At 65.9% G+C, this 25,803-nt stretch carries 19 protein-coding genes; 10 read left to right on the top strand and 9 right to left on the bottom strand.

The annotated features are described in order from the left end of the window. Positions 1-45: 45 nt before the first annotated feature. On the bottom strand, positions 46-1,119 hold the full coding sequence (locus VGE27_RS12870; protein ID WP_331050068.1) for a dienelactone hydrolase family protein: 1,074 nt from the start codon (positions 1,117-1,119) through the stop codon (positions 46-48). A 306-nt stretch (positions 1,120-1,425) separates the two neighbouring features. Between VGE27_RS12870 and VGE27_RS12865 the strand changes: the two genes are divergently transcribed. After that, on the top strand, positions 1,426-2,013 hold the full coding sequence (locus tag VGE27_RS12865) for a hypothetical protein (RefSeq protein WP_331050067.1): 588 nt from the start codon (positions 1,426-1,428) through the stop codon (positions 2,011-2,013). 17 nt (positions 2,014-2,030) lie between these two features. On the opposite strand, the gene VGE27_RS12860 is transcribed toward VGE27_RS12865, so the two are convergent. Together VGE27_RS12860 and VGE27_RS12855 are read right to left on the bottom strand one after the other, a co-directional pair. Continuing rightward, positions 2,031-4,016 carry an ATP-binding protein gene (locus VGE27_RS12860; protein ID WP_331050066.1) on the bottom strand — a complete coding sequence of 662 codons (1,986 nt, stop codon included), beginning with the start codon at positions 4,014-4,016 and terminating at the stop codon, positions 2,031-2,033. Positions 4,017-4,105: 89 nt separating this feature from the next. Further along, the gene (locus tag VGE27_RS12855) at positions 4,106-6,043 is read right to left on the bottom strand and encodes a propionyl-CoA synthetase (RefSeq protein WP_331050065.1); all 1,938 of its coding nucleotides are present in this window, start codon (positions 6,041-6,043) and stop codon (positions 4,106-4,108) included. A gap of 150 nt (positions 6,044-6,193) precedes the next feature. Here VGE27_RS12855 and VGE27_RS12850 point away from each other — a divergent pair, with 150 nt between their 5' ends. After that, on the top strand, positions 6,194-6,709 hold the full coding sequence (locus VGE27_RS12850) for a hypothetical protein (protein ID WP_331050064.1): 516 nt from the start codon (positions 6,194-6,196) through the stop codon (positions 6,707-6,709). 145 nt (positions 6,710-6,854) lie between these two features. Here VGE27_RS12850 and ilvD read toward each other — a convergent pair whose 3' ends face one another. From ilvD to VGE27_RS12830, 4 genes are read right to left on the bottom strand one after another with little or no spacing between them, the layout of a single operon-like run. Then, the gene (gene ilvD, locus VGE27_RS12845) at positions 6,855-8,543 is read right to left on the bottom strand and encodes a dihydroxy-acid dehydratase (protein WP_331050063.1); all 1,689 of its coding nucleotides are present in this window, start codon (positions 8,541-8,543) and stop codon (positions 6,855-6,857) included. Beyond that, positions 8,540-9,424, bottom strand: coding sequence for an NAD(P)-dependent oxidoreductase (locus tag VGE27_RS12840; RefSeq protein ID WP_331050062.1), 885 nt, complete (start codon positions 9,422-9,424; stop codon positions 8,540-8,542). The genes ilvD and VGE27_RS12840 overlap by 4 nt, the downstream gene beginning before the upstream one ends. Beyond that, complete coding sequence (locus tag VGE27_RS12835) at positions 9,424-10,194, bottom strand: SDR family oxidoreductase (protein WP_331050061.1); 771 nt, start codon at positions 10,192-10,194, stop codon at positions 9,424-9,426. The genes VGE27_RS12840 and VGE27_RS12835 overlap by 1 nt, the downstream gene beginning before the upstream one ends. 7 nt (positions 10,195-10,201) lie before the next feature. Further along, positions 10,202-11,866: a serine hydrolase gene (locus tag VGE27_RS12830; protein WP_331050060.1), complete on the bottom strand. Its 1,665-nt coding sequence runs from the start codon at positions 11,864-11,866 to the stop codon at positions 10,202-10,204. A gap of 29 nt (positions 11,867-11,895) precedes the next feature. On the opposite strand from VGE27_RS12830, the gene VGE27_RS12825 reads away from it, so the two are divergent. The 3 genes from VGE27_RS12825 (at position 11,896) to VGE27_RS12815 (ending at position 13,359) form a co-directional block, all read left to right on the top strand. Next, on the top strand, positions 11,896-12,141 hold the full coding sequence (locus VGE27_RS12825; RefSeq protein ID WP_331050059.1) for a hypothetical protein: 246 nt from the start codon (positions 11,896-11,898) through the stop codon (positions 12,139-12,141). 134 nt (positions 12,142-12,275) lie between these two features. Further along, positions 12,276-12,770 carry an EVE domain-containing protein gene (locus VGE27_RS12820; protein ID WP_345788018.1) on the top strand — a complete coding sequence of 165 codons (495 nt, stop codon included), beginning with the start codon at positions 12,276-12,278 and terminating at the stop codon, positions 12,768-12,770. 124 nt (positions 12,771-12,894) lie between these two features. Next, a complete protein-coding gene (locus tag VGE27_RS12815) occupies positions 12,895-13,359 on the top strand; it encodes a hypothetical protein (protein WP_331050057.1) in 465 nt (154 codons plus the stop codon). A gap of 31 nt (positions 13,360-13,390) precedes the next feature. Here VGE27_RS12815 and VGE27_RS12810 read toward each other — a convergent pair whose 3' ends face one another. Beyond that, the gene (locus VGE27_RS12810) at positions 13,391-14,461 is read right to left on the bottom strand and encodes an NADH:flavin oxidoreductase/NADH oxidase (RefSeq protein WP_331050056.1); all 1,071 of its coding nucleotides are present in this window, start codon (positions 14,459-14,461) and stop codon (positions 13,391-13,393) included. Between the two features lie 104 nt (positions 14,462-14,565). Between VGE27_RS12810 and VGE27_RS12805 the strand changes: the two genes are divergently transcribed. Further along, positions 14,566-16,167 (top strand): Na+/H+ antiporter, encoded by a 1,602-nt coding sequence (locus VGE27_RS12805; RefSeq protein WP_331050055.1) that lies wholly within the window; start codon positions 14,566-14,568, stop codon positions 16,165-16,167. A 34-nt stretch (positions 16,168-16,201) separates the two neighbouring features. On the opposite strand, the gene VGE27_RS12800 is transcribed toward VGE27_RS12805, so the two are convergent. Then, on the bottom strand, positions 16,202-17,239 hold the full coding sequence (locus VGE27_RS12800; RefSeq protein WP_331050054.1) for a hypothetical protein: 1,038 nt from the start codon (positions 17,237-17,239) through the stop codon (positions 16,202-16,204). A gap of 142 nt (positions 17,240-17,381) precedes the next feature. On the opposite strand from VGE27_RS12800, the gene map reads away from it, so the two are divergent. From map to VGE27_RS12780, 4 genes are all read left to right on the top strand, one after another. Next, complete coding sequence (map, locus tag VGE27_RS12795; protein WP_331050053.1) at positions 17,382-18,125, top strand: type I methionyl aminopeptidase; 744 nt, start codon at positions 17,382-17,384, stop codon at positions 18,123-18,125. A 19-nt stretch (positions 18,126-18,144) separates the two neighbouring features. Further along, the gene (locus VGE27_RS12790; protein ID WP_331050052.1) at positions 18,145-19,464 is read left to right on the top strand and encodes a Zn-dependent hydrolase; all 1,320 of its coding nucleotides are present in this window, start codon (positions 18,145-18,147) and stop codon (positions 19,462-19,464) included. 29 nt (positions 19,465-19,493) lie between these two features. Further along, complete coding sequence (locus VGE27_RS12785) at positions 19,494-22,808, top strand: exodeoxyribonuclease V subunit gamma (RefSeq protein WP_331050051.1); 3,315 nt, start codon at positions 19,494-19,496, stop codon at positions 22,806-22,808. After that, positions 22,805-25,803: UvrD-helicase domain-containing protein (locus tag VGE27_RS12780; protein ID WP_331050050.1), on the top strand; the 2,999-nt coding region annotated here is incomplete at its 3' end. The genes VGE27_RS12785 and VGE27_RS12780, both read left to right, overlap by 4 nt.

The following is a 25,803-nucleotide window of genomic DNA, read 5'->3' as shown; positions in this document are numbered from 1 at the left end:
GCGCTTCTCCGACGGAGAAGCGCCGCGATTCTCTTGGCCCGTTGTCTACTTGAGATTCTTGCGCAGGAACGCAATCGTGCGCGGCCAGCCGTCCTTCGTCGCGGCCATGTTGGCCGCTTCTTCGGCTTCATCGCGTGTGGCCTTGGGATCGGCCTGCGCACGCAGGAAGCCGTGCACGGCGCCCTCGTAGTTCTTCTGCTCGTAATTCTTGCCCTTCATCGCTTCCTCGAGCGCCGGCATCAGCGCACCGATGCGCGCATCCTTGCTGCCGTTGAGCAGCATCACCGGCTTCGAAATCTTCTTGAGCGAATCCGTGTCCACCGACGCCGGCACGGCAGCCGTCGTGGCGGTCGCCGGCGTGCCGCCCTTGGTATACGGCGCGCCGTAGAACGCCACACCACCCGAGAAGCCCTTCACGCCGCCGTTCACGGCGTGCGCGAAGACCGTCTGTCCGCCCCAGCAGTAACCAATCACCGCGTACTTCTGCTGCGCACTCGGCAGCATCATGGCGTAGTTGGCTGCCGCGCTGATAATCTGGTTGCGCTCGGTCGTGTTCACGCCGGCAATGATGCGACGGGCCGTGTCGGCGTTGAGCTCCACCGAGCTCGGACCACCACGGGCGCGTGACAGGAAGTCAGGGGCAATGGCGATGAAGCCATCGGCCGCGACCTGGTCCGCCACACCGCGCACCCATGTGGACAGGCCGAAGATTTCGTGCACCACGACCACCACCGAGGCCTTCTGGCGGCTGTCCTTGGCGAACGGATACACCACCCACGCCATCAGCGTGTCGGGGGTGCCGGCCATGGGGATCTTCACCCATTCGGCGTGACGCGGAGAATTCTTGACCCGTTCCGCGGCCGCGTTGGCCGACGCAGGCAGGCTCAGGTCCTGCGGCGTGGTCACCGCGTTGATCTGTGGCGCGGCGAGATCGGCCGCGTTCATGTGTGCCATGTGATCGTCCATGGCAGACGGACCTCTCGTGTGACGTCCGGACTCCGAAACGATCGGAGCCTGACGCTGCATCGCGAGGCTTTGGGACGGGGTCGGGGCGGTACGCTGCACGGTGCACGCACCGATGGACAGCAACAGCAGTGGCACAATGGGCCGACGGGACATCAACGGAGTCCTCGCAAAGGGTGGGAACAGCCGACCAAATCTAACACGGCCCATCCCACCTACAGGAGGCACTTCCGGCTGCCCTGCAAGGCACCCCCAGCCCGACACGGATCAGCCACGGGTCGACCCCCACGGCGGACACTTTTGTGTCCGCCGGCAGCCAACGTCTGGCCGGACCGCACACCGTAGGGAGCATCACGTCTTCGGTGTCTTCATTGCACGGACGCGATCGTTGCGAGGGGCACGACGCGGTCCGGCAACATCAAGATCCGCTGTGCATGCACTGCACGCCGGAAGGGAGGAGTCATGCAGATATCCGGATATCGCGCGGCGGTCGTGAATGCGATTGCTGCAGCGTTGATGGTCGCTGTTGCCACACCTGCACGCGCGCAGATTGCCGACGTCACTCGCAGCCCGGTTGCTGACATCACCAGGCTCACCTTCGGCTATCTCTGCGACGACGAGTTCGTCGTGCGCAACGATGGCGATCGCGAAGTCAACGTGGAGCTGGCCGTGGAGAAGGCCACCGACAAGACCCGCATCACGCTCGCCGCACACGAGCAGGTGTCGTTCACGTCGAAGTCGAAGGAAGACATCGCGCTGTGGGTGAACGACAAGCTTGTGGCGAAGGCCGAGAAGGACAAGCGCAACTGCAAGGACATTCAGGGCAACGCATCGGTGGCGGTTGCACCACTCGATGTGCAGCAGGATGAGCGCGGTGGGCGCTCGCGGTACTCCAACTATCCGTACTTCGACCCGTGGATGTTTGGTGCCTACGGGCCGTGGGGATACGGCTACGGCGGCTTCGGCACGCTGGGATACCGTCCGTTCTATACCGGGTACGTGGGTGTACCGATCGTCGTGAGCCCGCGTGGTGGTGGTCGGCGCCGCTGACGCCGAACGCCTCGTAACTAGAACGCTTCGCGAAGTGCGTCGGTCAGTTCGCTGCTGGTGAACGGCTTGGGTAGCACCGCCACGATGCGATAGCGATCATCGGGTTGCAGTTCGTGATCGAGGTAGCCCGTGGTGAGAATGACGGGCATGTCCGGATGCAATTGTTCGGCTACGCCGGCCAGTTGCACTCCGGACATGCCAGGCATCGCGAGATCGGTCATCAGGCAATCGAAGTGCACGCCGGGTTCGGCGAGCAGGCTGGCCGCTTCTGCGGGATCCGTGAGCGCCGTGACATGCCAGCCGAGCCGTTCGAGCTGGCGTCGGGTGGCCATCAGCACGGTGGCTTCATCGTCAACGACCAGCATGCGGTGCGCGCTCGGCACCCGGGCGGGCTTTTCGACGCGGGCGGGTTCGGGCGCTGACGCCGCAGCGAGCGGAAGATAGATCAGCATGGTCGTGCCCAAACCCGGTCGGGATGTCGGCACGATCACGCCGCCCAGCGCGGTGACGGTGGAGTGCACCATGGCCAGTCCAAGCCCCGTGCCGCGGCCCAAGGATTTGGTGGTGAAGAACGGCTCGAAGGCACGCAGGATGGTGTCTTCATCCATGCCGGCGCCGGTGTCCTGTACTTGCAGGCACGCCACAAACCGCTGCCCACGGAACGCGCTCGTGAGCACGGCGTCATCGCGCACCGGGGCGCCTCTGGCAGAAACGCGCAGGGTGCCGCCATTGGGCATCGCATGCGCCGCGTTGGTGGCGAGGTTGAGCAGGATCTGCTGAATCTCGCCGGCCTCCGCACGCACGATCACACCCGGCTCGCTCACACAGTGCAGGTGCACCGACTGTGGCAGTGTGGCGCGCAACAATCGGTCGGTTTCGGTGAGCAGCTCACCCAGGTCAATCGACTTGCGTTCGGCCGCTTCGGCGCGCGTGTAGCTGAGGATGCGGCGTACCAGTGTGCGCGCCCGTTCCGCAGACTGGCGGATGTCGTCGAGATAGGTGGCCGCCTCGCTGTGATCGTCGATCTGCGCGCGCGCGGCTTCGGTGTTGCTGAGAATGGGGTGCAGCAGGTTGTTGAAATCGTGCGCGATGCCGCCGGCCAGCGTACCAATGGCGGCCAGTCGCTGTCCCTGTTCGAGACGCGTCTCCAGGAAACGTTCACGGCCCACGTCGCGCAGCGTGGCCAGATACTGCGTGACATCACCGTGGTCGTCGCGCACCAGGGAGATCATGCCGGAGAGTCGGAGGACCGACCCATCCTTCAGCGGCCAGTCGCAGGTCCCGGCCCAGGGTTCGCCCTGCCGCACCTGCGTCCACGGAGATTCATCCCATGGCACGGTCTCGGAGGCCAGCAACTTGTGCGCGGCCGCGTTGGCGTTGGCGATCGAGCCGTCCACATTGAGGAGCAGCACCAGGCCATCACTCTGGTTCACCGCGCGTGCAAAGCGTACCGCGGATTCCTCAGCGGCAGCGCGGGCAATGGCCTCGTGCGCGAGACCATCAAAGATGGCGGTGATGGCCAGGGAAAGCGCCGCCGCGAGCAGCACACTGCTGCCGCCGCTCACCACCACCATGCCAAAGGCGTCTGGCTGCCCCAGCGCCCACGGCAACAGGCCGCGAGATATCGCTGCGGCACACACGACGTACACCAGGGCGACGAAGCCCGTGGCCACGATGGCCGACCGTCGGCTGATGAGCGTGGCGCAGAAAATCGGGAAAGTCAGCAGCCACACCGGTCCTGCGGCATTCAGGCCGTACATCAGCACGAAGTACGCACCAAGGACGGCGGGGAGCAGTGCCAGCATACCGGCCCGCACCTTGAACGACCAGCGACGCGCGAGCAGCGCGACGATCACCAGGCCATAGACGACCGTGTCGAGTACCACCACGTCGTAGTCGCCAAAGCGCACGGCGAACAGCGTACCGGGGATGTACGCCACCATGCCCAGGGCCACGACGCCCAATAGGAGCGCCGAGAAGATGCGGCGGCGCCATATCTCCACCGGCGAGCCTGCTGGTGGAGCGATCCAGCTCAGCAGCGCGGGTAGGAGCTTTTCTGGTGGCCGACTTTGCATCTGGGCATTCAGAGGGATCAGCCGCCGATCGGCACCCCCGGATTTCTGGCGAGGCCCAGCGTCTGCAGAACCTGGGTAATTTCGCCAAGAATGGCCGGATCGTCGATAGTGGCCGGTGTGGTCCACGGATCGCCGTCGGCGATGGCGCGCATGGTCTTGCGCAACACCTTGCCTGATCGCGTCTTGGGAAGACGTGGCACGATGGCCACCATGCGGAAGTTGGCGACCGGGCCGACCTGGTCACGCACCCGCTGAACAAGCTCGGCCGTAACGGTCGCCTGCTCACGTGCGACGCCACTTTTCAGCACGACCAGGCCGACCGGCAACTGGGTCTTGAGCGCGTCGCGCACTCCGATCACGGCACACTCTGCGACATCTGGGTGACCAGCCAGCGCCTGTTCCATCGCGCCCGACGAGAGGTTGTGGCCGGCCACGATGATGATGTCATCGACGCGCCCCATGATGAACAGGTAGCCATCTTCGTCGATGTAGCCGCCGTCGCCGGTGAGGTAGTAGCCGGGATAGCGTGTGAGGTACGTGTCGATGTAGCGCGCGTCGTCACGCCACAGAGTGGGCAGCGTGCCCGGCGGCAGCGGGAGACGGATGGTGACCGCGCCCTCGCGGTTGGGCGGCAACGCGTGGCCGTCGTCGTCGAGGATTTCCACGACGTAGCCCGGCACGGGCTTGGTGGGTGATCCGGGCTTCACTGGAAACACGGTGAGGCCCATGCAGTTGGCCGCCACAGGCCACCCGGTCTCGGTCTGCCACCAGTTGTCGACAACGGGCGTTTGCAACAGCGCGCGTGCCCAGTGATACGTGTCGGGATCGAGACGTTCGCCGGCGAGAAACAGGGTGCGCAGGCAGGAGGTGTCGTAGCGCGTGTGGTGCGTGCCGTCGGGATCGTCGCGCTTGATGGCGCGAAACGCCGTGGGGGCGGTGAAGAGCACGCGGACGTTGTGCTCCTGGATCACGCGCCAGAATTCCCCGGCGTCGGGCGTGCCCACGGGTTTACCTTCATGCACCACGGTGGTGCAGCCGGCGAGCAGCGGTGCGTACACGATGTACGAATGGCCCACTGCCCAGCCGAAGTCGGAGGCGGCCCAGAACACCTCACCGGGCGACATGCCAAACACATGGCGGATGGACCAGTGCAGCGCGACCGCATGTCCGCCGTGATCACGCACCACACCTTTGGGCTTTCCGGTGGTGCCTGATGTGTAGAGGATGTACAGCGGATCGGTGGCGGCAACGGACACGCATGGTACCGCATCGGCCGCACCAACCGTGACATGCCAGTCGTGATCACGACCCGCGGTCAGTTCGCAGGGGTGCACCTCGCGCTGCAGGACGATGCAATGGTCGGGCTGGTGCGTGGCAATGGCCAGCGCCTGGTCGAGCAGCGGCTTGTACGGCACGATGCGCTGCACCTCGATGCCGCAGCTCGCGGTGAGGATCACCTTGGGTTCGGCGTCATCGATGCGCACGGCGAGCTCGTTGGGGGCGAACCCGCCGAATACCACCGAATGCACGGCGCCGATGCGGGCGCAGGCGTACATGCCGATGAGTGTTTCAGGGGTCATCGGCATGTAGATGATCACACGATCGCCGCGTTCCACCCCCAGCGCGCGCAAGGCACCAGCGCAGCGCGCCACTTCGTCCTGCAGCTCGGCGTAGGTGATGACGCGCTTCGTGGCCGTGACCGGGCTATCGTAGATCACGGCCGCCTGGGCACCACGACCCGCGATCACATGGCGGTCGATGGCGTTGAAACAGGTATTGAGCATGCCACCTTCGAACCACCGATAGAGCGGCGCAGCCCGGTCATCGAGCACACGATCCCACGGCCGATCCCAGTGCAGGGCCGATGCTGCTTCCGCCCAGAACGCCGAGGGATCGGTAAGGGCTTGCTGGTAGGCGACGTCGTATGCGACGCCGTGGGCGGTGGGATCGGACATGCGGCAGCTCGTGATTGGGGGTGACGATCACAAGTTCGGAAGCGTGCCGAGGTGTGTCGAGGGCTGCGACAGATGACGCGCCGTGGGCGCAGGGTGACGCGGCGACGCGCGCGGGGTTTCGGGTTGGGTGGGTGTTGGACAGTTTTCATCATGATCGCGAACCTGTTCCTCCCCGCGGTGCTCATTCCCGCACTTGGCCCCCTGCTCGTGTCGCAGCCCCCCGCGCGCACGGCGGCGGCACAGCCGTTGTGCGTGGCGGCCGATGCCTTTCTGCGCACGGACCGGAACATGAAGACCGTGATCGAACCCGATACCGTGAATGACTGGCGCACGCGCAAGCGAGTGCAGGGATGCAAGATCTCGGCGGCGGGTGGCAGCACCCGCGGTGTGCAGCCGGAAGCGGTGTTCTTCTTCGAACGCATCCGCGCCGAAGGATGGGTACGCACGCCCGACCCACGCGATGCGCCCACCGAAGCGTCACTGCGCTTCCGCAAGGACAATGCGGACTGCCTGTTCAACTTCTACGGGCCCGAGATGATGATGACCGATGGCGAGGAGCAGGCCGGTCAGGCACGTCCGCTCGCGGCCGGCGAAGTGCGCTACCACGTGTATGCCATGTGTTTGCCCGTCATGCCAGCGGCGCCGCGGGATACGAGCGAACGCTAGGGGACAGCGGGGGGAACACAGATCACGCAGATTGGGAACAACAAACGCACAGATACAAAACAACATTCAAGATGTTGCTGTATCTGTGCGCTTATTTCTTTGGATCTGTGTAATCTGTGTTCCCCCCGCTGTTCAACGGCGCCGGCTACAAGCCACTGTGCGTCGTCGCGCCGCGATGTGCGGGTCCCACCAGCTTCACGTACTTCTGCAGCAGTCCGCCACGTGCATGCGCCGGCACCTGATGCGCCGGCAGTGCGGCCAGTCGCTCGATCAGCTCGGCATCACTGAGTTCCACGACAATGCTGCGCATCTCTGGCCGCGCATCGATGGCGATGATGTCTCCGTCACGCAGCACGGCAATTGGGCCACCGTCGGCCGCTTCGGGGCCGGCATGGCCGATGCACAGCCCGCGCGTGGCACCACTGAAACGCCCGTCGGTGAGCAGTGCCACCTTCGCGCCCATGCCCTGACCGTACAGCAGGGCGGTGATGCCCAACATTTCGCGCATGCCGGGGCCGCCACGCGGCCCCTCGTTGCGGATCACCAGTACATCGCCGGCTGAATACAGACGGTCGCGCACCGACACCAGCGCCTCTTCTTCGCTTTCGAATACGCGAGCCGGGCCTCGGTGCACCAGCGTGCTCAGACCGGCTGTCTTGAGCAGTGCGCCATCGGGGCAGAGGTTGCCGTGCAAGACGGTCACCCCACCATCTGGAGAGATGGCCTGCTCCACGGCATGCACCACACGACCGTCCACCGGCGCTGCATGCTCGAGTTCTTCGGCCAGCGTACGACCCGTGAACGTGATGCAATCGCCGTGCAGCGCACCCGCTTCCAGCAGCGCCCGCAACACCACCCCAGCACCGCCCGCGTAGTGCAGGTCGCGCGCCAGGTACTTTCCGCCCGGCTGCAGGTCGGCGATGAGCGGTGTGCGGCGAAACACCGCGGCCAAATCGTCCAGCGTGAACACGATCCCCGCTTCGTGTGCCATGGCCGGGATGTGCAGGGCGGCATTGGTGGAGCCACCAGTGGCCGACACCACCGCGCAGGCATTCTCCAGCGCTTCACGCGTCACGATGTCGCGTGGGCGTGGCGCGTCGGCCATCACGGCACGCATCAGGGACGCGGCCGCACGGCGCATCAACGGCGCCCGTTCACTGAACACTGCCGGCACCATGCTCGATCCGATCGGCGCGAGCCCGATGGCTTCCGATACCATGCCCATGGTGTTGGCTGTGAACTGCCCGGCACACGAGCCGGCCGTGGGCAGGCACGCATGCGCGATGGCCTCGAGCTGCTCCGTGGTGGCTTCGCCCGCATACACCTTGCCGATGGTCTCGTACGTTTCGGCCACATTGGTATCGCGCCCCTGCCAATGACCGGGCAGCGCCGCGCCACCATGCACGAACACCGACGGCACATTGCAGCGCAGCATGCCCATCATGAGGCCGGGCAGATTCTTGTCGCAGCCACCGATGGCAAAGATGCCGTCCCACTGGTGCCCCTCGGTGCTCGCTTCCACGCTGTCGGCAATCAGTTCGCGTGACACCAGCGAGTAGCGCATGCCGCTGTGGGCGATGGACAGACCATCCGACACCGACACCACCGGACACTCGTGCGGCATGCCGCCGCCGGCGTAGATACCCGTCTTCGCATGCTGCGCCTGGTCGCGCAGGTTCATGTTGCACGGGCTCATCTCACCACCGGTGTGAAACACACCGATGTGCGGACGACGAATCTCCTCCGCGCTTTGACCCAGCGCCTCGAGAAACGCGTGGGTCGTGGCGCGGACCGTGCCTTCGTAGATCGTGGCCGAACGGAAGCGGCGCGTCACGACACGCCGCGCGTCAGGCGAATCAGGCGCGAGGCATCCCCGTCGGCGCCAATGTCGGCATGGACGAGTGCCTCGCGGTACCGCTCGATTGCCGCGCGCGTGACCGGGATGAGGGCGCCCACTTCGTGCGCCAGGCGGCCCACCTGCTCGATGTCCTTGCGAAAGGTCCCCACTGCGCCGAGGCGCGGCGTGTCGATGCCGGCCGCCATGCGCGGGCCGAAGATCTGCAGCGGCAGCGAGTCCGCAAACCCGCCAGCGAGTGCCGCCGGCAACTTGGATGCATCCACACCCGACTTCTCGGCGAACGCCAGCATCTCCGCGATCACCATGAGATTGCACGCCACGATCTGCTGATTGCAGCTCTTCGCGAGCTGCCCCGCGCCATTACCGCCCATGTGCGTGACACGCTGCGAGAGTGCATCGAAGACTGGCGCCGCGCGGGCAATGTCGTCGGCATCACCGCCGGCAAAGATGATGAGTCGACCCGCACGGGCCGCCGGCACGCCACCAGAGACCGGCGCGTCGATCCACCGGGCGCCCGACTCCGCGGCGAGACGCTCCGCCATGCGCTGTGTCGCATCCGGCGCGATGCTGGAGAGATCGACCAACAACTGACCGGTGCGCATCACGCGCGCAATCCCGTTGTCGGCGAACAGCACATCTTCCACGGCGCCCGTGTCCGTGAGACAGGTGCAGACGATGTCCACCTGCTGCGCGAGTTCCTGCATGCTGCCCGCGGCCGTCGCGCCAGCCGCCAACAGTGGCGCCAGCTTCTCGGGCGAACGGTTCCATACTACCACTGAGCGGCCGCTTTCAAGCAGCCGCTCCACCATCGGGGCGCCAATGAGCCCCGTGCCGATGAATCCGATGGTGGCCGACATCAACCGTTGAGGTGCAGGCCGTTGTCCATGCGGATGATCTCACCCGTGATGCCCGGCGGGCCGGCAATCAGGAAGATCGTGAGTTCGGCGACTTCGACCGGCGTGAGCAGGCGCTTGAGTGGCTGCGTTTCGAGATACTTGGCCTCGACCGCTGCCAGTGCCTCAGTCTCGAGCACGCGGCTCGGCAATCCACCGGCCACGTAGCCCGGCGCGATGGCGTTCACGCGGATGTGCGGTGCCAGGGCGCGGGCCATGGAAATGGTGAGCGTGCTCACCGCACCCTTGCTGGCCGCATACGCCACCGACGACCCCACACCGGAGATACCGGCGATGGACGAGTAGTTCACGATCGCACCACGGCTGCTGCGTTCGAGACCCGCGCGGCAGGCGCGGATCATCTGAAACGTGCCAAGCACGTTGACGTTGTTGGTGCGACCAAACTCGCTGGACGGCAGGGCTTCAAGGTCGCCGTGCGGAATGAATCGCGTGGTGCCCGCGCAATTCACCAAGCCATCGAGCTGGCCCATGTGCGTTTCGAACTTGGTGGCCGCTGCGCGGCAGGAGTCGTCATCGGTGACATCGACTTCGACGACCAGCGCGTCCTGGCCGATTGCCTTGCACTCGGCCACCACCGCGTCGGCCTCGGCGCGGGTGTCGGGGAGCGTGCACACACCGACACGCCATCCGGCGCGGGCGAAGGCCGTGGCGCAGGCCGCGCCGATACCGGTGGCTGCACCGGTGATGAGGACTGCGGGGGAGGGCATGGTCATGGAGCGATCAGGGGATGCGCGTCGACACGAAATCCCAGACACGCGCCGCACCGAAGTGCATGGCGGTCACACGGCCTTTCGCATCACGGGTGAACCAGACGGCATTGGACGAGCCGTCGAAGGCATCACGGAAGGTGGGAGAGAGGGTGTCGCTGAGACCGGCCCGTGGGCTCACGGTGAGCGCGCCATTTTCGACGGCCACCGTGAACGTCGTGCCGATTTCGTCACTGCGATACCGACCGGCATACGCGGCCAGCTCGGTGGGCGTTGGCTTCGCGCTCGTCTCGGTGCGCCACGTATACACCACGGAATCACCGTCGCTGGTGACGGTGCGGATGGTGCGGGTGCGCCCGTCCTTGTCCATGGCCAGGCGGATGCGCTGGTTGCCCATCATCCATGTCCCGTCGCGCAGAGCGCGGATGGCATTGTTTCCCTGGCGTAGCATGCCGCCGGCGGTGTCGAGCACCGTGACGGCGTGCCAGCGGCCGTCTTCGTACAAACCACGCCAGGCGCGAAGGGCATTCTGGTCAGTGGTCACCGTGTCAGGGGCTGCACCGCGCGGCAGCTCTGGGTGCAGTGCGTCCACCAGTTGGCGCGTGAATCCGGTGGGGTTGGCACCGGCCACGTTGCACAGCACGGCGATGGAGAGATCGCCGAGTTCCGGGAAGCGCGCGAGGTACGTGGAATAGCCCGCCGTGGAGCCCGAGTGGGCCACCTCGCGGGTGCCACGATACTGACCCACCGTCAGCCCGAGCGCGTAGGCGATCTCGAGGCCGTTGTTGAGACGCATCTGCCGAGTGAGTGAATCGACCACCCCGGCGCCAAGGGTCTTCTTGGTAAGGGCGTTGTTCCAGCGGAGCCAGTCGCCCACGGTCGTGAGCAGTCCACCCGCCGCGATGATGTTGTCGGTGGGCATGTCAATGCTGAATCCGGCGCCATCGCGTGCGTACGCCTGTGCGAGCCCGGGCACGATGCGCGTGAAGTCGTCACGCCACTGCGTGTGGGTGAGTCCCAGCGGCGTGAAGATGCGCGCCTTGCTGAACTCGCTGAACGTCTGTCCGCTGACGCGCTCGACCAGCGTGCGCAGCAGGAGGAAGCCGGAGTTGGTGTACGAGTAGTGCTCGCCCACCGGGTAGTTGAGTGCCTTCTGTGCGGTGATGACGCTGTACACGTAGGGCTGCGTGTGCACGCGGGTGCCGCGCGGCCAGCCCTGCCACGCCATCAGGTTGCTCCACTCGCGCAGCCCGCTGGTGTGCGTGAGCAGATTGCGCACGGTGATGGGCTTACCGTACAGCGGCAACTCGGGCAGGTATTTCCGCGCGTCATCCTCCAGCGCGAGCTTCCCGTCTGCCACGAGCAGCATCACTGCCGCTGCCGTGAATTGCTTGGCCACCGAGCCCGATTCCAGAATCGTGGCCGGTGTGATGGGTCGCTCGCCAGCCAGATCAGCCATGCCGTAGCCACGTTCGAGCAGCGTGACGCCACCGCGCGCCACACCCACGGCACAACCGGGCGTGTGCGTGGTGTTCCACGCGGCAAAGATCCGGTCAGCCGTCGTCACCAGGCTGGGCGACTGGGCATGGAGCGACGCAGCGGTCGCGGTCAGGGCCGCAAGCAGTGCAGGGACGGTGAAGCGGGCGGGCGCGGGAACGCGCGGAGGAAGGGGGCGCATGACGCGAATGTATCGCGTATCTTTCAGGCATGCCCATCTACGTCTATGAAACACTCCCCGAGACGCAGGGTGAAACGCCTGAGCGTTTCGAAGTGCGTCAGTCCATGTCGGAAGCGCCCCTTACGGCTCATCCCGAATCGGGACGACCGGTGCGTCGTGTCCTCTCCGGCGGTCTGGTGACCTTCACCAATGGCGCGAGTGGTGATACCTGCGCCCCATCGGGACGCGGCATGCCTACCATGGGGTGCGGTGCCTCCAGCTGCTGCATGAACTGACGATGCCGGCCAAAAAGGCCGCGGCCGGCAAGGTCGCTGCAAAGAAAGCGGCAGCGAAGCAGCCGGCCGCGAAGAAGGCACCGGCCAAGAAGGCGCCGCAGTCCGCGCCTTACGAGCAGGGGGCGTGGGCGTCGGTGTTTGCGCCCCGCGCCAAGGGTGAACGTCGGTACTGGCTCATCAAGTCCGAACCCGATGTGTTCTCGTTCGACGACCTGATGGCGGCGCCGGACCGCACGACTTGCTGGGACAGCATCCGCAACTCGGGTGCGCGCAACTTCCTGCGGGATGGCATGAAGACCGGCGACCGCTGCTTCTACTACCACTCCAACGCCGAGCCTTCGGCGATTGCCGGTGTGTGCGAAGTGGTGCGCGAGGGATATCCCGACCATACGGCGTTCGACCCGTCGCACGAGTACTACGACGAGAAGTCCGACCCGGAAACGCCCACCTGGTTCATGGTCGATGTGAAGGCGGTCGCGGCATTCAAGACGCCGGTGACGTTGCCGCAGATCAAGGCCGATCCGGCGCTGGCCGAGATGGCCCTGCTGCGTGTGAGTCGGCTGTCCGTGGTGCCCGTCACGCCTGACGAGTGGGCGCATGTGTGCGCACTGGGCGGCGTGAAAGCGTAGCCTCGTTGAGGTGTACGCGTTTTGTAGCGGTGCAAGGCGAGGGAAACCCTCCGGGGGGCAATCCGTGACTGACCCGACGCAACCAGTGGTTTCGGTCGGGTCACTCACTTGAAGGAATTTCTCCATGCCTCGGATGTTCGCCCCCCTCACGGCACTGCTTCTTGTCGCGGCACCTCTTGGTGCCCAGTCCGCTTCCCCCATCGTCGGCAAGTGGACCGTCGAATGGGAGATTGGTCGACGCGTTGAAAACGGCGTGCCCTCGCCCATTCGCGCCACCGGTCTGATGACCGTGGTGGCCTCCGGTGACTCCCTGCTCGCCACGGTCGAGGTCACCAAGCGTTCCGACGAGCAGCCGCTCAACAAGCCGGTGACCATTCCCGGACGCACGACGGCAGCCGGTGCGTCGTTTGTACAGCGCTCCGAAGCGCGCCTCAACATGAACGGTGAGTCGATGGTGCGCGAAGCCATCCAGACCTGGACCGTGCGCGCGAATGGCGATCAGCTCGAAGGTTCGCTGGCGCGCGAGATCGTGGGTCTGCAGATCAACGCCGAACCCACGCCGATCACGGGCAAGCGCGTCACTGGCTGATCGCGCTGCCCCTCGCCTTCGCTGATGTCGTCTATCGTGGCCGTGCGCGCAGGTACTGCGACGGCCACGAACCGGCATCACCCAACTCGTGTGCCGCCAGCAGCGGCCAGTGCGGATTACGCAGCACTTCACGCGCCAGCAGTACCATGTCGGCGTCACCGTTGGCGATGATGGCCTCGGCCTGCTGTGCTTCGGTGATAAGACCCACGGCCGCCGTGGGAATGTCTCCCTCGTGGCGGACGCGGCGCGCAAACGGCACCTGGTAACCCGGCCCCACCGTGATCTGCTGGTGTGCCGCCAGCCCGCCCGACGACACGTCGATCAGGTCGACGCCCAGCGTCTTGAGACGTGCGGCGAGTTGCACTGACTCTTCGACATCCCAGCCGCCCTCGGCCCAGTCGGTGGCCGAAATGCGCACGATCACCGGCAGGTCGTCGGGCCACACGGCGCGTACGGCGGCGGACACTTCGCAGGTGAGCCGGATGCGGTTTTCGAATGAGCCGCCGTATTGGTCGGTGCGCTGGTTGGCCAGCGGCGACAGGAACTGGTGCATGAGATAACCGTGCGCCGCGTGCACCTCGGCCACCTTGAAGCCCGCCTGCAGAGCACGTCGGGCTGCCGCCGTGAACGCTTCCACCACCTGCGCGATCCCGTCGAGCGTGAGCGCGTGCGGCTGCGGATAGTCCGGTGCGAACGCGACCGCGCTGGGCGCCATCACATTTTCCCAGCCACCTTCGGACAGGGGCGCTGCGCCATGCCCCGACCACGGACGGCGCGTACTGGCCTTGCGACCGGCATGTGCCAACTGGATACCGGCCACGCTGCCCTGGTCGTGAATGAAATCAGTGATGCGGCGCAGCATGGGCACATGCTCGTCCGACCAGATGCCGAGGTCCTGCGGTGAGATGCGCCCTTCGGGCACCACGGCCGTCGCCTCACTGATCACCAGTCCGGCGCCGCCGGTGGCAAACGCGCCCAGGTGCACGAGATGCCAGTCGGTGGCCATGCCGTCGGTGGAAGAGTACTGGCACATCGGCGAGACCCCGACGCGATTGCGCAGGGTGAGGCTGCGGAGCGTGATCGGCGAAAAGAGCGCGGACATGATGGCGTGGCTGAGGAAAGACACGAGCGTCGGACGGAGTGCAAATGTCCGCACGGGTCGACAGATTCGGGCAGAGATCGCACCTCCACTCCGGCGCCCCTCGCGTGAACTCGCACTCTCCCATTCTAATCGGCATCGCCTTCGCGGCGTTGGTGGTTGCCCTCACCGCATTCGGACGCCGGTTGCCGGTGCCACCACCGGTGCTGCAAGTGCTGGCCGGTCTTGCGCTGGGGTTCATCCCCAGCGTCACGGTGCCCGAGCTGGAGCCGGACCTCGTCTTCTTCGTGTTCCTGCCACCCATTCTCTGGGCGGCGGCGTACTTCACGTCTCTGCGCGAGTTCAAGGCCAATCGGCGCCCCATTGCCCTGCTGGCTATCGGGTTGGTGGTGGTCACCACCGTTGGGGTGGCGATCGTGGCGCGCGCGCTGTTTCCGGGGATGCCGTGGGCCGTGGCGGTCGCCCTTGGAGCGATCGTATCACCACCCGATGCCGTGGCTGCCGCGGCGGTGGTGTCGCGCCTTCCGGTACCGCGTCGGGTGATCGTGATTCTCGAGGGCGAAAGCCTGGTGAACGATGCTTCGGCGCTGGTGCTCTATCGCTCCGCCGTCGTGGCCGCGGTGACCGGGGTGTTCAGCTTCGGTGAGTCCATTGTGCGTTTCTTCGTGGACGCGGGTATCGGGACGCTGATTGGCCTGCTGGTGGGTTGGCTCATCATTCGTGGTGCGCGGAAGACCCGCGATGAACTGGCCGAGACGCTGCTCATTCTCGCCGCGCCGTACGCGGCCTGGATGGCGGCAGAGACGCTGCATGTGTCGGCCGTGCTGGCCTGCGTCGCCGGCGGGCTGTACACGCGGCAGCATCTCTCCACGGCGATCGGCCCCAAGTCCCGTCTGCAGTCGAACGCCGTGTGGGACGTGCTGGTGTTCGTGCTGAACGCAATGATCTTCGTCTTGCTCGGCATGCAATTCGCGATGCTGCTGCGCACCAGCGAAGCCGGTGAACTGCCCACGCTGCTCATGCCCGGGCTGGTCATCTCGGTGGTGGTGATTCTGGTGCGCCTGCTATGGGTGCCGATTGCCACATACCTGCCGCGTTGGCTCGATCGTTCATTGGCCAAACGCGATCCGGCGCCGCCACTGCGCTCGGTGGTGCTGGTATCGTGGACCAGCATGCGTGGCATTGTCTCACTGGCCACCGCACTGGCACTGCCGCTCACGCTCGACAACGGCAGTGCTTTCCCGTTCCGTGAGCAGCTGCTTTACGTGACGATGGTCGTCATCCTCGTCACGCTGGTGGTGCAGGGGTGCTCGCTGGCTCCGATCATCCGGCGGTTCAATTTCGCGCCCGAAACGCGTCAGCACGAAGAGGAGCGCTTTGCGCGACTGGAGGCACTGCGCCGCGCCGCCGAAGAGCTGGAAGATGCGGCGCGCGAGGGTTCACTCAGTGAAGCCGACGTGACATGGCTGCGCAACGAACTGCGCGAGCGGAAGGAACATCATCGCGATCCCGGCGCGGCCCATGCCCGTCACGGTGTGCGGACACGCATGCGGGAAGCGGAGCGGCGCCTGCTGGTGCGCCTGCGCAATGAAGGCGCCATCTCCGACGAGGTCTTGCGGGAGCTCGAGCGTGAGCTCGACTTCGACGCGCTGCGCGGGGAGCAGGCCGACGCGAGCACACACGTCGTGGCCCACGCCGGCGCGCGATAGCGTCACGCCAGCGTGGTGTCTGCAGGTCTGTTTTTCAGGTGCTGATCGGTGCGCCTTCCGAGGGCGCGGGAATACGCGTGGCGCCTTCCGGCAGACGATCGAAGCGGCTGAGACGGTCGACGTCGATGGCCAGCACATCATCACCGGCCGTGGTGAAGATGTTGGCGAACTTGGCATCCCAGCTCACTTCATCCCAGCGATACGACGCCCGCGCCGAGATGCGGGTGGAGAAGGTCTCTTCGTGGGCCGAGATCAGCACCAGAATTTCGGTTTCGCCGCTGCAGAGTCGTTCCGGTGTCACACCACGCATCGGGCTGTCGGCCGTGATGGGGTGCACGACGGTCCAGTGCAACGGGAAGAAGGCCACGTGCTCCCGCTCGAGGCTGAGCACATGGAAGTTGCGCTCACGCTTGCCGTCGATGTCCTCGTACCAGAACAGGTTCACTGACACCGACACGTCGGTGAGCTCACTGGGCAGTTCGTTCACGAACCGGAACATGAACCCGCGGCCACCTTCGTACGGCGCGATGACGGCCGATTCACTGAAGCGCAGGCGGGCCCGTGGGCGCGTGAGCCGGGCGATGACGAGACCGGCGATGATCATGCCGGTGAGCGGTCCCAGCAACGACTGCGTGATGGTGAGCAGGTGCGCCGTGCTGCCCATGGCATGCAGGCCGTCCGTGCCCGTGGTGGTGAAAGCGCCCACGCTGTACACGAACGCCCGCATGAACGGGTCTTCGAGACCCAACGTGCCGGCACCGGCGATGGCACCGCTGCCCAGAGAGCCGTAGCCCAGCGCGAAGACGCCGTTCATGAGCAGCACGGCGCCCACCGTCCACAGCAGGAACGTGCCCCAGGGCACATTCAGCGCCTGCAGGTACAGATGCTCGGTGCGCTGCCCGCCCAGGCCGAACTTGCGGGCCGTGGCGCGTCCATCCTTCGAAAGGAATCGTCCCCGGGTTTGCTGGGCCACGACCCGACCGAAGCCGAGATCGGAGTCGGCCGGTGCGGCGGGCGCCGACATGTCGGCGGCGTCAGTGTCGTTCAGGTGATCGGTCGCGGGCGCGGTCATCGGGCGTCGACAGGGTTGCAACAGCGGGTGGCTGCTGCAAAGTGCGCCATTTCGCCTCGGAAGGCCATCGGTGGATCTCGACCGTGACACCGTTCGCCCCAACCCCCGCGCCAAGAGCGGCGCTGCGTGCTAGCGTTGCTGTATGACCATCCAACACGCCTCCGAACTCGACGCCATGCAGCGCGTGGGCAGGCTCGTGGCCAGAACGCTCGACACGATGACGCAGGCTGTGCGGCCTGGTGTCACCACGGCTGACCTCGACCGGATCGCAGCGCAGTGCGCCGGCGCCGAAGGAGCGCGGTCGGCGCCGCAACTCACCTACGACTTTCCCGGGTTCACCTGTATCAGTGTGAACGACGAGATCGTGCATGGCGTGCCGGGGCCACGCGCGTTGCGGGATGGCGACGTGGTCACGCTCGACGTGACGCTCGAACTGGACGGGTTCATGGCCGACAGCGCGCGGACCGTGATTGTCGGGACCGCGCCACGTGGCGCCAAACAACTGGTGGGCACGGCGCGGCTGGCACTGGAAGCGGGGTTGACCGCCGCACGCCCCGGTAAGCGGGTGCGCGATGTGGGCGCCGCCATCGAGCGTACCGTACGCAGTCATGGCGGCCGGGTATTCAAGGAGCTGGCCGGGCACGGCATCGGGCGCAAGCTGCATGAAGAGCCGTCCGTGCCAAACTGGGACGACCCCTCGGCCGACATGATCCTGCACGAAGGCCTCGTGATTGCTGTGGAGCCCATGATCAGCGGACGGGTGGCCCGCGTGGTGGAAGACCGTGACGGGTGGACGTATCGCACCCACAACGGCACACTCGCGGTGCATGAAGAGCACACCATCATGATCCGCAACGGTGAACCGTTGATCCTCACGCAGGTCTGACCGCTACCAGACGCCATTCATGCTTCGTCGCACCTTCCTGCAACAGGCCGCCGCACTGGCTGCGGTTCCGGCCATGGGCACCGGGCTCTCCCGCGTGGTGATGGGGCAGTCTGCTCCGCTCCGTGTGAACGCCGAGCGCCTGAATGGTGCGCTGGCGCAGTTCGATCGCATCGGGCGCACGGCCGGTGGCATCAACCGCGTGGCGTACAGTGATGCGGACCTGAAGGGACGCCGCTTCGCCCTCGATCTCTTCCACCAGGCCGGACTCACGCCGCGGCTCGACACCTTGGGCAACATCATTGCGCGCGTGCCGGGCACGGATGCCCGCATGGCGCCCATCATGATCGGGTCGCACATCGACTCGGTGACGGACGGCGGCAATTACGACGGCCCAGTGGGATCGTTCAGTGCCATCGAAGTAGCGCGGTCACTGGCCGAGCAGCGGGTGCGCCTGCGTCATCCACTCGACGTGGTGGTGTGGCAGAACGAGGAGGGGGGCACGGTGGGCAGTCAGGGATTCATCGGACTGCTCAAGCCGGAAGACCTTTCACGAGTGGCCCGTTCCGGCAAGACGTTGCGCGAGGGCATCAAGATCATTGGCGGCGATCCGGATCGCATCGCCGAGAGTGTGAAGCGCAAGGGCGATGTGGCGTGTTATATCGAACTGCATATCGAGCAGGGTGGGTTGCTCGAACGCGGCAGCCGCCAGATCGGTGTGGTGGAAGGCATCGTGGGTCTCCGGTGGTTCGAGGTCACCATCAAGGGCTTCTCGAATCATGCCGGCACCACGCCTATGGACCAGCGGCAGGATGCCATGCTGGCCGCCGCACGATTCACGGTGGCGGTGAACGAGGCCATTCGCAGCGAGCCGGGACGCCAGGTCGCCACCGTCGGGCGCATGAATGTCACGCCGAACACCACCAACGTGATCCCCGGGCAGGTCGTCATGACCATCGATCTGCGGGACATCGACGGAGCCAAGCTGGACCGCTTCGATGCGCGCTTCCGTCAAATGGCCAAGGAGATCGGCGAGGCCACCCGCACGGAGTTCAGCTTTGCGTACAATGCCAACAGCCAGCCGGCGTTGTCCGATCCGCGTGTGATGGACATCGTGCAGGCCAGTGCGACGTCGCTGCAGCTCACGCATCAGCGCATGCCCAGCGGTGCGGGCCATGATGCACAGGAAGTGGCGCACATCGCCCCGATGGGGATGATCTTCGTGCCCAGCGTGGGCGGCATCAGTCATTCGCCGCGTGAGTTCACCAAGGCGGACGACATCACGAACGGTGCGAACGTTCTGCTCAATGCCGTGATCGCGGCCGACCGCACGCTCGGCTGAACCACGCGCGTGTACGCCGGCAACCATCGATGAGCGACCACGTCTTGTCGCCGGGGCTGCAGGTGATCACGGGCGACTCGCCGTACGCCCTGCTTGCCGAGCTGGACGCGACGCTCACGGCCGCACCGCTGTCGCCCTTCGAGGATGACCTCGTCGTGGTGCAAAGCCTTGGCATGGAGCGCTGGGTCCGTCAGCAACTGGCGCGCCGGCGTGGGTGTGCTGCGTCGATGCGCTTGCCGTTTCCGGCGGCGTTCTGCCGCACGCTGGCCGAGAAACTGGCCGGACCGGATGCGTCAGCGATCGATCCGCTGTTCGAGGAGGAAGCGCTGCGATGGCGGGTCTTTGCCATGCTGGGCGACGACGCGTTGCTGGCCAACCCCGTCTACGATCCGTTGCGTGCGTTTCTCGTCGATGCCGACCCCGCCAAGCGGTACGGACTCGCACGGCGCATCAGCGCACGCTTCGACGAGTATCGTCTCTACCGGCCCGCGATGCTGCTGGCGTGGGAGCGAGGCGAACGGACGCAGGACGACACGGGCGACAATCCGCACGCGGCCTGGCAGGCAGCGCTCTGGCATCACCTGGTGCAGTCGCACCTGGGTGGGGCGGTGAACCCGCCGATGCACTTTGCACGGTGGTTCTTGCAGACGATCGAGCGGCTTGAAGGCGCAGTCGTCACGCCACCGGGCTTGCCCTCGCGCTTGTCTGTATTCGGCATCTCCACACTGCCGCCCCTGTTTGTTCGCCTGCTGCGTGCCGTGTCGCGGTTTGTGCCGGTGCACTTCTATGTGCTCGTGCCGCACGATGTGCAGGGCGCCGAGTCCGCGCGGGAACACCCGCTCTTCGCGCAGTTTGGCCATGCCTCGCGGGAGCTCGTAGCGTTGTTGCGGGAGCAGGATGCGTCTCCAGTTACACCCTCCCGTCACGTACGGGCGTCTATGCCGGCCGACGACTCGTTGCTGCATCACGTGCAACGCGGCTTGCGCGCTCCTGGTTCTGGCGAGCCCACCTATCTCGTAGATCGCAGTGACCGGTCGTTCAGTGTGCATGTGTGCCATGCACCGCTTCGCGAGATGGAAGTGCTGCGCGATCAACTGCTCGATGCGATGGCGAGCGATCCATCGCTGCGTCCCCACGATATTCTCGTGATGGTGCCGGATGTGGAGCTGTACGCGCCGCTGGCTGAGGCTGTGTTTGGCGGTGCGGAAACAGAGTCGCGTCCCCGCATTCCGCATCGCGTGGCAGACCGGGCCCTGGCGCGTGAGTCGGCGCCGCTGCAGGCATTCGAGTTGCTGCTGCAGCTGGTCACGTCGCGCGTGACGGCCAGTGATGTGCTGCGCCTGCTGGGCGTGCCAGCGGTGCGCCGCCGTGTGGGTCTGACCGCCGCACAAGTCGAGCAGGTGGCCGTGTGGGTGCAGGACGCGGGGATACGATGGGGTTGGGACGCCGATGATCGTGCATCCCGCTTTGGCTTGCCGCCGTTTGGCGAGAACAGTTGGCGTCTCGGGCTCGACCGCATGATGGCCGGTTATGCGGCCGGTCCGGTCGATGCGCTGGTGGATGGCGTGCTGCCGGTAGCGGGTGATCTCGTCGGCGATGTGGAGCTGTTGGGAGTGTTCGTGCAATGGATGCATGAGCTCGAGCAGCACGTCGCGCAGTTGCAGTTGGACCGCTCACTCGCGACATGGGCCACTGTCCTGACGGAGGTGTTCACCTGGGCTGTGGAGCCCGACGGCAACGCGGAACGTGGGACGTACGAGCAGGTGCTGGCCAGCATTCATGCCCTGCAGCAACCGGTCGGAGGACGCGCCGTTCGTGCGCTCTCGCAATCGACGGATATGGGCAGTGGACCCGTGGCGTTCGAGGTGGTGCGCGACTGGCTCATGGCCACGTTGCAAAACGACGAGCATGCAGCCGGTTTCCTCACGGGTGGGCTGACGATTTGCGCGATGAAGCCGATGCGAGCCATTCCCCATCGTGTCATCGCCATGCTTGGACTCGACGACCGCAGCTATCCGCGGCGTGAGCGCCGGCCGGCATTCGATCTGATCGGCAGTGTCCGGCAACTGGGTGACCGTGATCCGCGCGCCGACGACCGGCAACTTGTGCTCGATACGCTGCTGTGCGCCGAGCAGCGGTTGCATCTGTCATACGTGGGTCGGTCACAGACCAACAATGCCGAGATCGCGCCGTCCATCGTGGTGGCCGAGTTGCTGCAGTATTTCCAGCAGGTGGCGCGCACGGGTGACGATCGTGGCCATCCGTTGCTGCGTGTGGAGCATCGCCTGCAGCCGTTCAGTCGTGCGTACTTCACGTCTCAGGCGGACGTGTCCACGCCGCTCTTCAGCTTTGACGCCGCACTGGCCGCCAGCGTGGGCGACTCCGCTCGGCGTGAGGTGGAACAGCCATTCGTTCTGACGGCGTCACGGGCCGCCGAGCCGGTTACTGCCGGGGCGCGGTTGATGATCACCCTCGACGACTTGATGGCCGCGTGGGTGAACCCATCGCAGTTCCACGCCGAACGCGCCCTGAGCTTGTCACTACGGGCTGCGCGTGAGGTGGTGGAAGACGATGAGCCGTCCACCGTGGATGCCCTGCTGCGCACGCGTCTGCAGCAACGACTGTTGCACGGGGCGCTGCAGGAAACGCCGCGGGACGCGATGACGGCATTGCTCATTGCGTCGGGCGATCTGCCCCCCGGTCCACTGGGGCATGCGTGGCACGAGCGACTGGCGCGGCATGTAGCGCCGTTGCTCGATCGGGTGGGGCATCCGGCGTTTCTCGAACCGCTCACCATCGACGTGCAGGGGAGCGATTGGCAGCTGGTTGGCCGCCTCGATCATCAACTGCCCGGTGGACAGTGGCGCGTACGGGCGGCCACGCTCAAACCGCACGATCTGGTGCGTGCCTGGATTGCGCATCTCGCACGACTCGCGGCGGGCGTGGCTGGGGAGACGCGTGTGCTGGCGCTGGATGACGACCAACGGTTCGGTGATGTACCGAATGCCCACGCACTGCTCGAAGTACTGGTGCAGGGCTATCGTCGCATGCTGCTCTCACCCGCACCCTATTTCCTCGGCGCAGCTGCGGCCTATCGCAAGGCGCTGACCGGTGCGGGGGCCGCGCGTGGCACCAGCAAGTCTCCGCTCGAAGCGGCACGCGCGGCGTTTGCCCCCGGCGGTGACTTCGCGGCGGGAGATATGGACGATCCCTATGTCGCCTTGCTTTGGAGAGGTCGGGATCCGTTTGAAGGACACGCCGAAGCCTTCGTGGAACTCGTCACGGCATTCTGGGAGCCGTTGGACGCGGCCATGGCAGTGGTGGAACCGGAGACCACCTCGTGAGCCAGACTCCGCACGCCGGCCAGCGTCCGTTTGTCGTGGAGGCATCGCCGTTTCCGCCGGGCCTTTCGTTGATCGAAGCCAGTGCGGGCACCGGCAAGACGTTCAACATCGCGATGAGCGTGGTGCGGTTGCTGCTGGAGACCGACGCGTCGGGACAACCGATCGTGGATGGCCTGGGCAATATCCTCGTGGTGACGTTCACCAACGCCGCCACCGAGGAACTGGTTACGCGCATTCGACATACGCTGCAACTGGCGCATGATGTGTGGGCGAACACGCTCTTTTCCGAGAGCCGTCCGCAAATCGAGATGCTGCGGCGCATGGCGGACGGCCGCGAACGCTGGGCGTCGCAGCGGGCTCAGGAAGCACTGGGTGCGCTAGACACGTTGTCGGTGTTCACCATTCATGGCTTCTGCAAGCGCGTGCTGGACGAGTTCGCGCTGGAGAGTGGTGCGCCGTTCGGCGTGAAGTTGCTGGAGGATCCGGCAGCGCTCATCGAAGAAGCCATGCATGACTGGTGGCGGCGCACGTTCTATGTCGACGATGCGCTTGCGGCTTGGGCGGTGAATCGCAACTGGACGCCGCTGAGCTTTCTGACCGACTACAGCACCTGGCGGCGCTGGCCCGATGCGACCATCGAGCCGGCCGTCCCCGTCGCTGCGGCACGCGTGGCGGTGGACCTCGCACTCGGCGCCTTCACCGTGTCATGGTCGGTGGATGCGCTGCGACAGGCGGCTGCCGGTGTGAAGTGGAACAAGGGCGCGCTGTTGGCGGCAGACGAAGGCGTGCACGAGTGTGATGCGCTTGCCGCGCGGGCCGCAGGCGGGGACCTCGCGGCTGCGCAAACGTTGGCCGATGCGCTGTGTGTGGAAGCTCTGTATGCCAAGGCCAACAAGGTCGGCAAGCAAAACCGCACTGCCGCCGATGCCATTGCCGACTGGCCTATCGCCATGGCTGCCACGGTGCTGCAGACAGCGCTCCGCGAGCTCGAGATGGCAGTGCGCGCGGATTGCCTGCAGGCAGCCGATGCGCGGGTGCGCGCGCTCAAACGCGAACGGGCCGTCATCGGGTTCGACGATCTGCTGGAGCAGCTCCATCGGGTGCTTGCCGCGCAGGGTGCCGATGGGCTGCTCGCCCGCGCCATTCGGCAGCAGTTCCAGGCTGCCCTGATCGACGAGTTTCAGGATACCGACAGCCACCAGTTCCACGTCTTTCGCATCGCCTTTACCGGGCGGCCGCTGTTCCTGATCGGTGACCCCAAGCAGGCCATCTACGCCTTTCGTGGCGCTGATGTGCGCGCCTACCTGGAGGCGTCTCGGCAGGCCGCGCAGCGCTACACGCTCGACTACAACTTCCGCAGCACGCCGCCGATGGTACAGGCGGTGAACGCGCTCTTCTCCCGCTCCCCGTCGCCGTTCGTCGAGGAGGAGATTGCTTTTCATCCGGCCATCGCGCGACAGCACCCAGCGCCGGATGCAAGGCTCGATGGGACGCATGCGCTGCAATGGCTGTTCGTGCCCCCCGAGGAGCGCAACGGCAAGCCGGTGTACACGCCCGCAGTACAGGCGCGTGCCCTGGTACTGCAGGCGTGCGCGCAATCCATCGTCCAGCATGTCCGCGATGGCTGGAAACCCAGCCGCATCGCCGTGTTGGTGCGCAAGGGATTCGAAGGCGTGGAAATGGTGCAGCTCCTGGCGGCCGCGGGCGTGCCGTCCGTGGTCTCGGGATTGGGCGACGTCATGCAGTCGCGCGAGATGGAAGAGCTGCAGCGTGTGCTGGAGGCCATTGCCACGCCGCGCGATATGCCTCGTATCCGGGCGGCGCTTGCGACCACACTGTGGGGGATGTCGCACCACGACCTGTTGCGTCTCGCCACGCCCGCTGGCGAACGGGAATGGGATCAGATCCTGGGCGAGATTGCGGCCTTGCGTGAGCGGTGGGTGACGCACGGGACGCTGCAGCTACTGGAGCATCTCTTCGAGGCCCGCGGTGTGGTCCGTCGGTTCCTGGCGCAGGCTGATGGCGATCGTCGACTGACGAACCTGCGTCATGCCCAGGAGCTGCTGCATGCTGCCGCGGAGAATGACGCGCTGAGTATCGATGGCACGCTCCGCTGGCTCGATGCGGCCCGCCGCGAACCAGCCGAGGCGCGTGGTGTGCGTGAGCTCCGTCTCGAGAGCGATGACGATGCCGTACAGATCGTCACGGTGCATCGCAGCAAGGGACTCGAGTACGACATCGTGTATTGTCCCACGCTATGGGGAGTGCGACGTATCGGGGACACGGAGCCTGTGCTCGTGCACGAAGGCGAGCGCGTGATCTTCGATCACGGGTCCGTGCAGCGTGACATCAGGGCCGCACAGGCGGAGCGTGAACGATTGGCCGAAGACAGTCGCCTGGCCTATGTCGCTCTCACGCGGGCACGGTTTCGCACCTATGTGGCATGGGGGCCGATTGGGCGGGCGCCAAACGGCTCTGAGCACTCGGCGCTTTCCTGGCTGCTGTTCGATGATACGGCGACGGCACGAACCGGCGGCGCCACGGCGGTCGCCGACGCGCTGGTACAGGATCCCGCGGGATGGTTGCCCATGTTGCAGTCACTCGTGGCGGAACATCCGTCGCTCATGACCATCGAGCAGGTGGACGCATGGCAACCAGTGGCTCCGTTTACGCAGCCGGGCGAGACACCGTCGACTGCTGCCATGGCCCGTGTGCTGCCGGGTGTTCCGTCCATTCGCGAGCGGCTGTCCACATTCTCCATTGCCAGCTTTACCTCCCTCACCGCCGGTGCGTACGCGGCGCTGCGAGCGGAGGCCAGCGAGCAGGTGGCGCGAGACCGCGATGACGTGACAGATGGCGCTCCGGTGCCGCTGTTGATGCCCGACGCGAGCGACTTCCGGACCTTTCCGGCAGGCGCCGAGCCGGGCACCGTACTGCACGCCATTCTCGAGCACGCCCCATTCGATGGGGCAGAGGAGCAGCTTCGGCCACTGGT

The organism is Gemmatimonas sp. (genome assembly GCF_036405635.1).
In the GTDB taxonomy this organism is placed as follows: domain Bacteria; phylum Gemmatimonadota; class Gemmatimonadetes; order Gemmatimonadales; family Gemmatimonadaceae; genus Gemmatimonas.
Note: the sequence above shows the minus strand (reverse complement) of the source record. Positions and strands in the feature narration are given on the sequence as shown.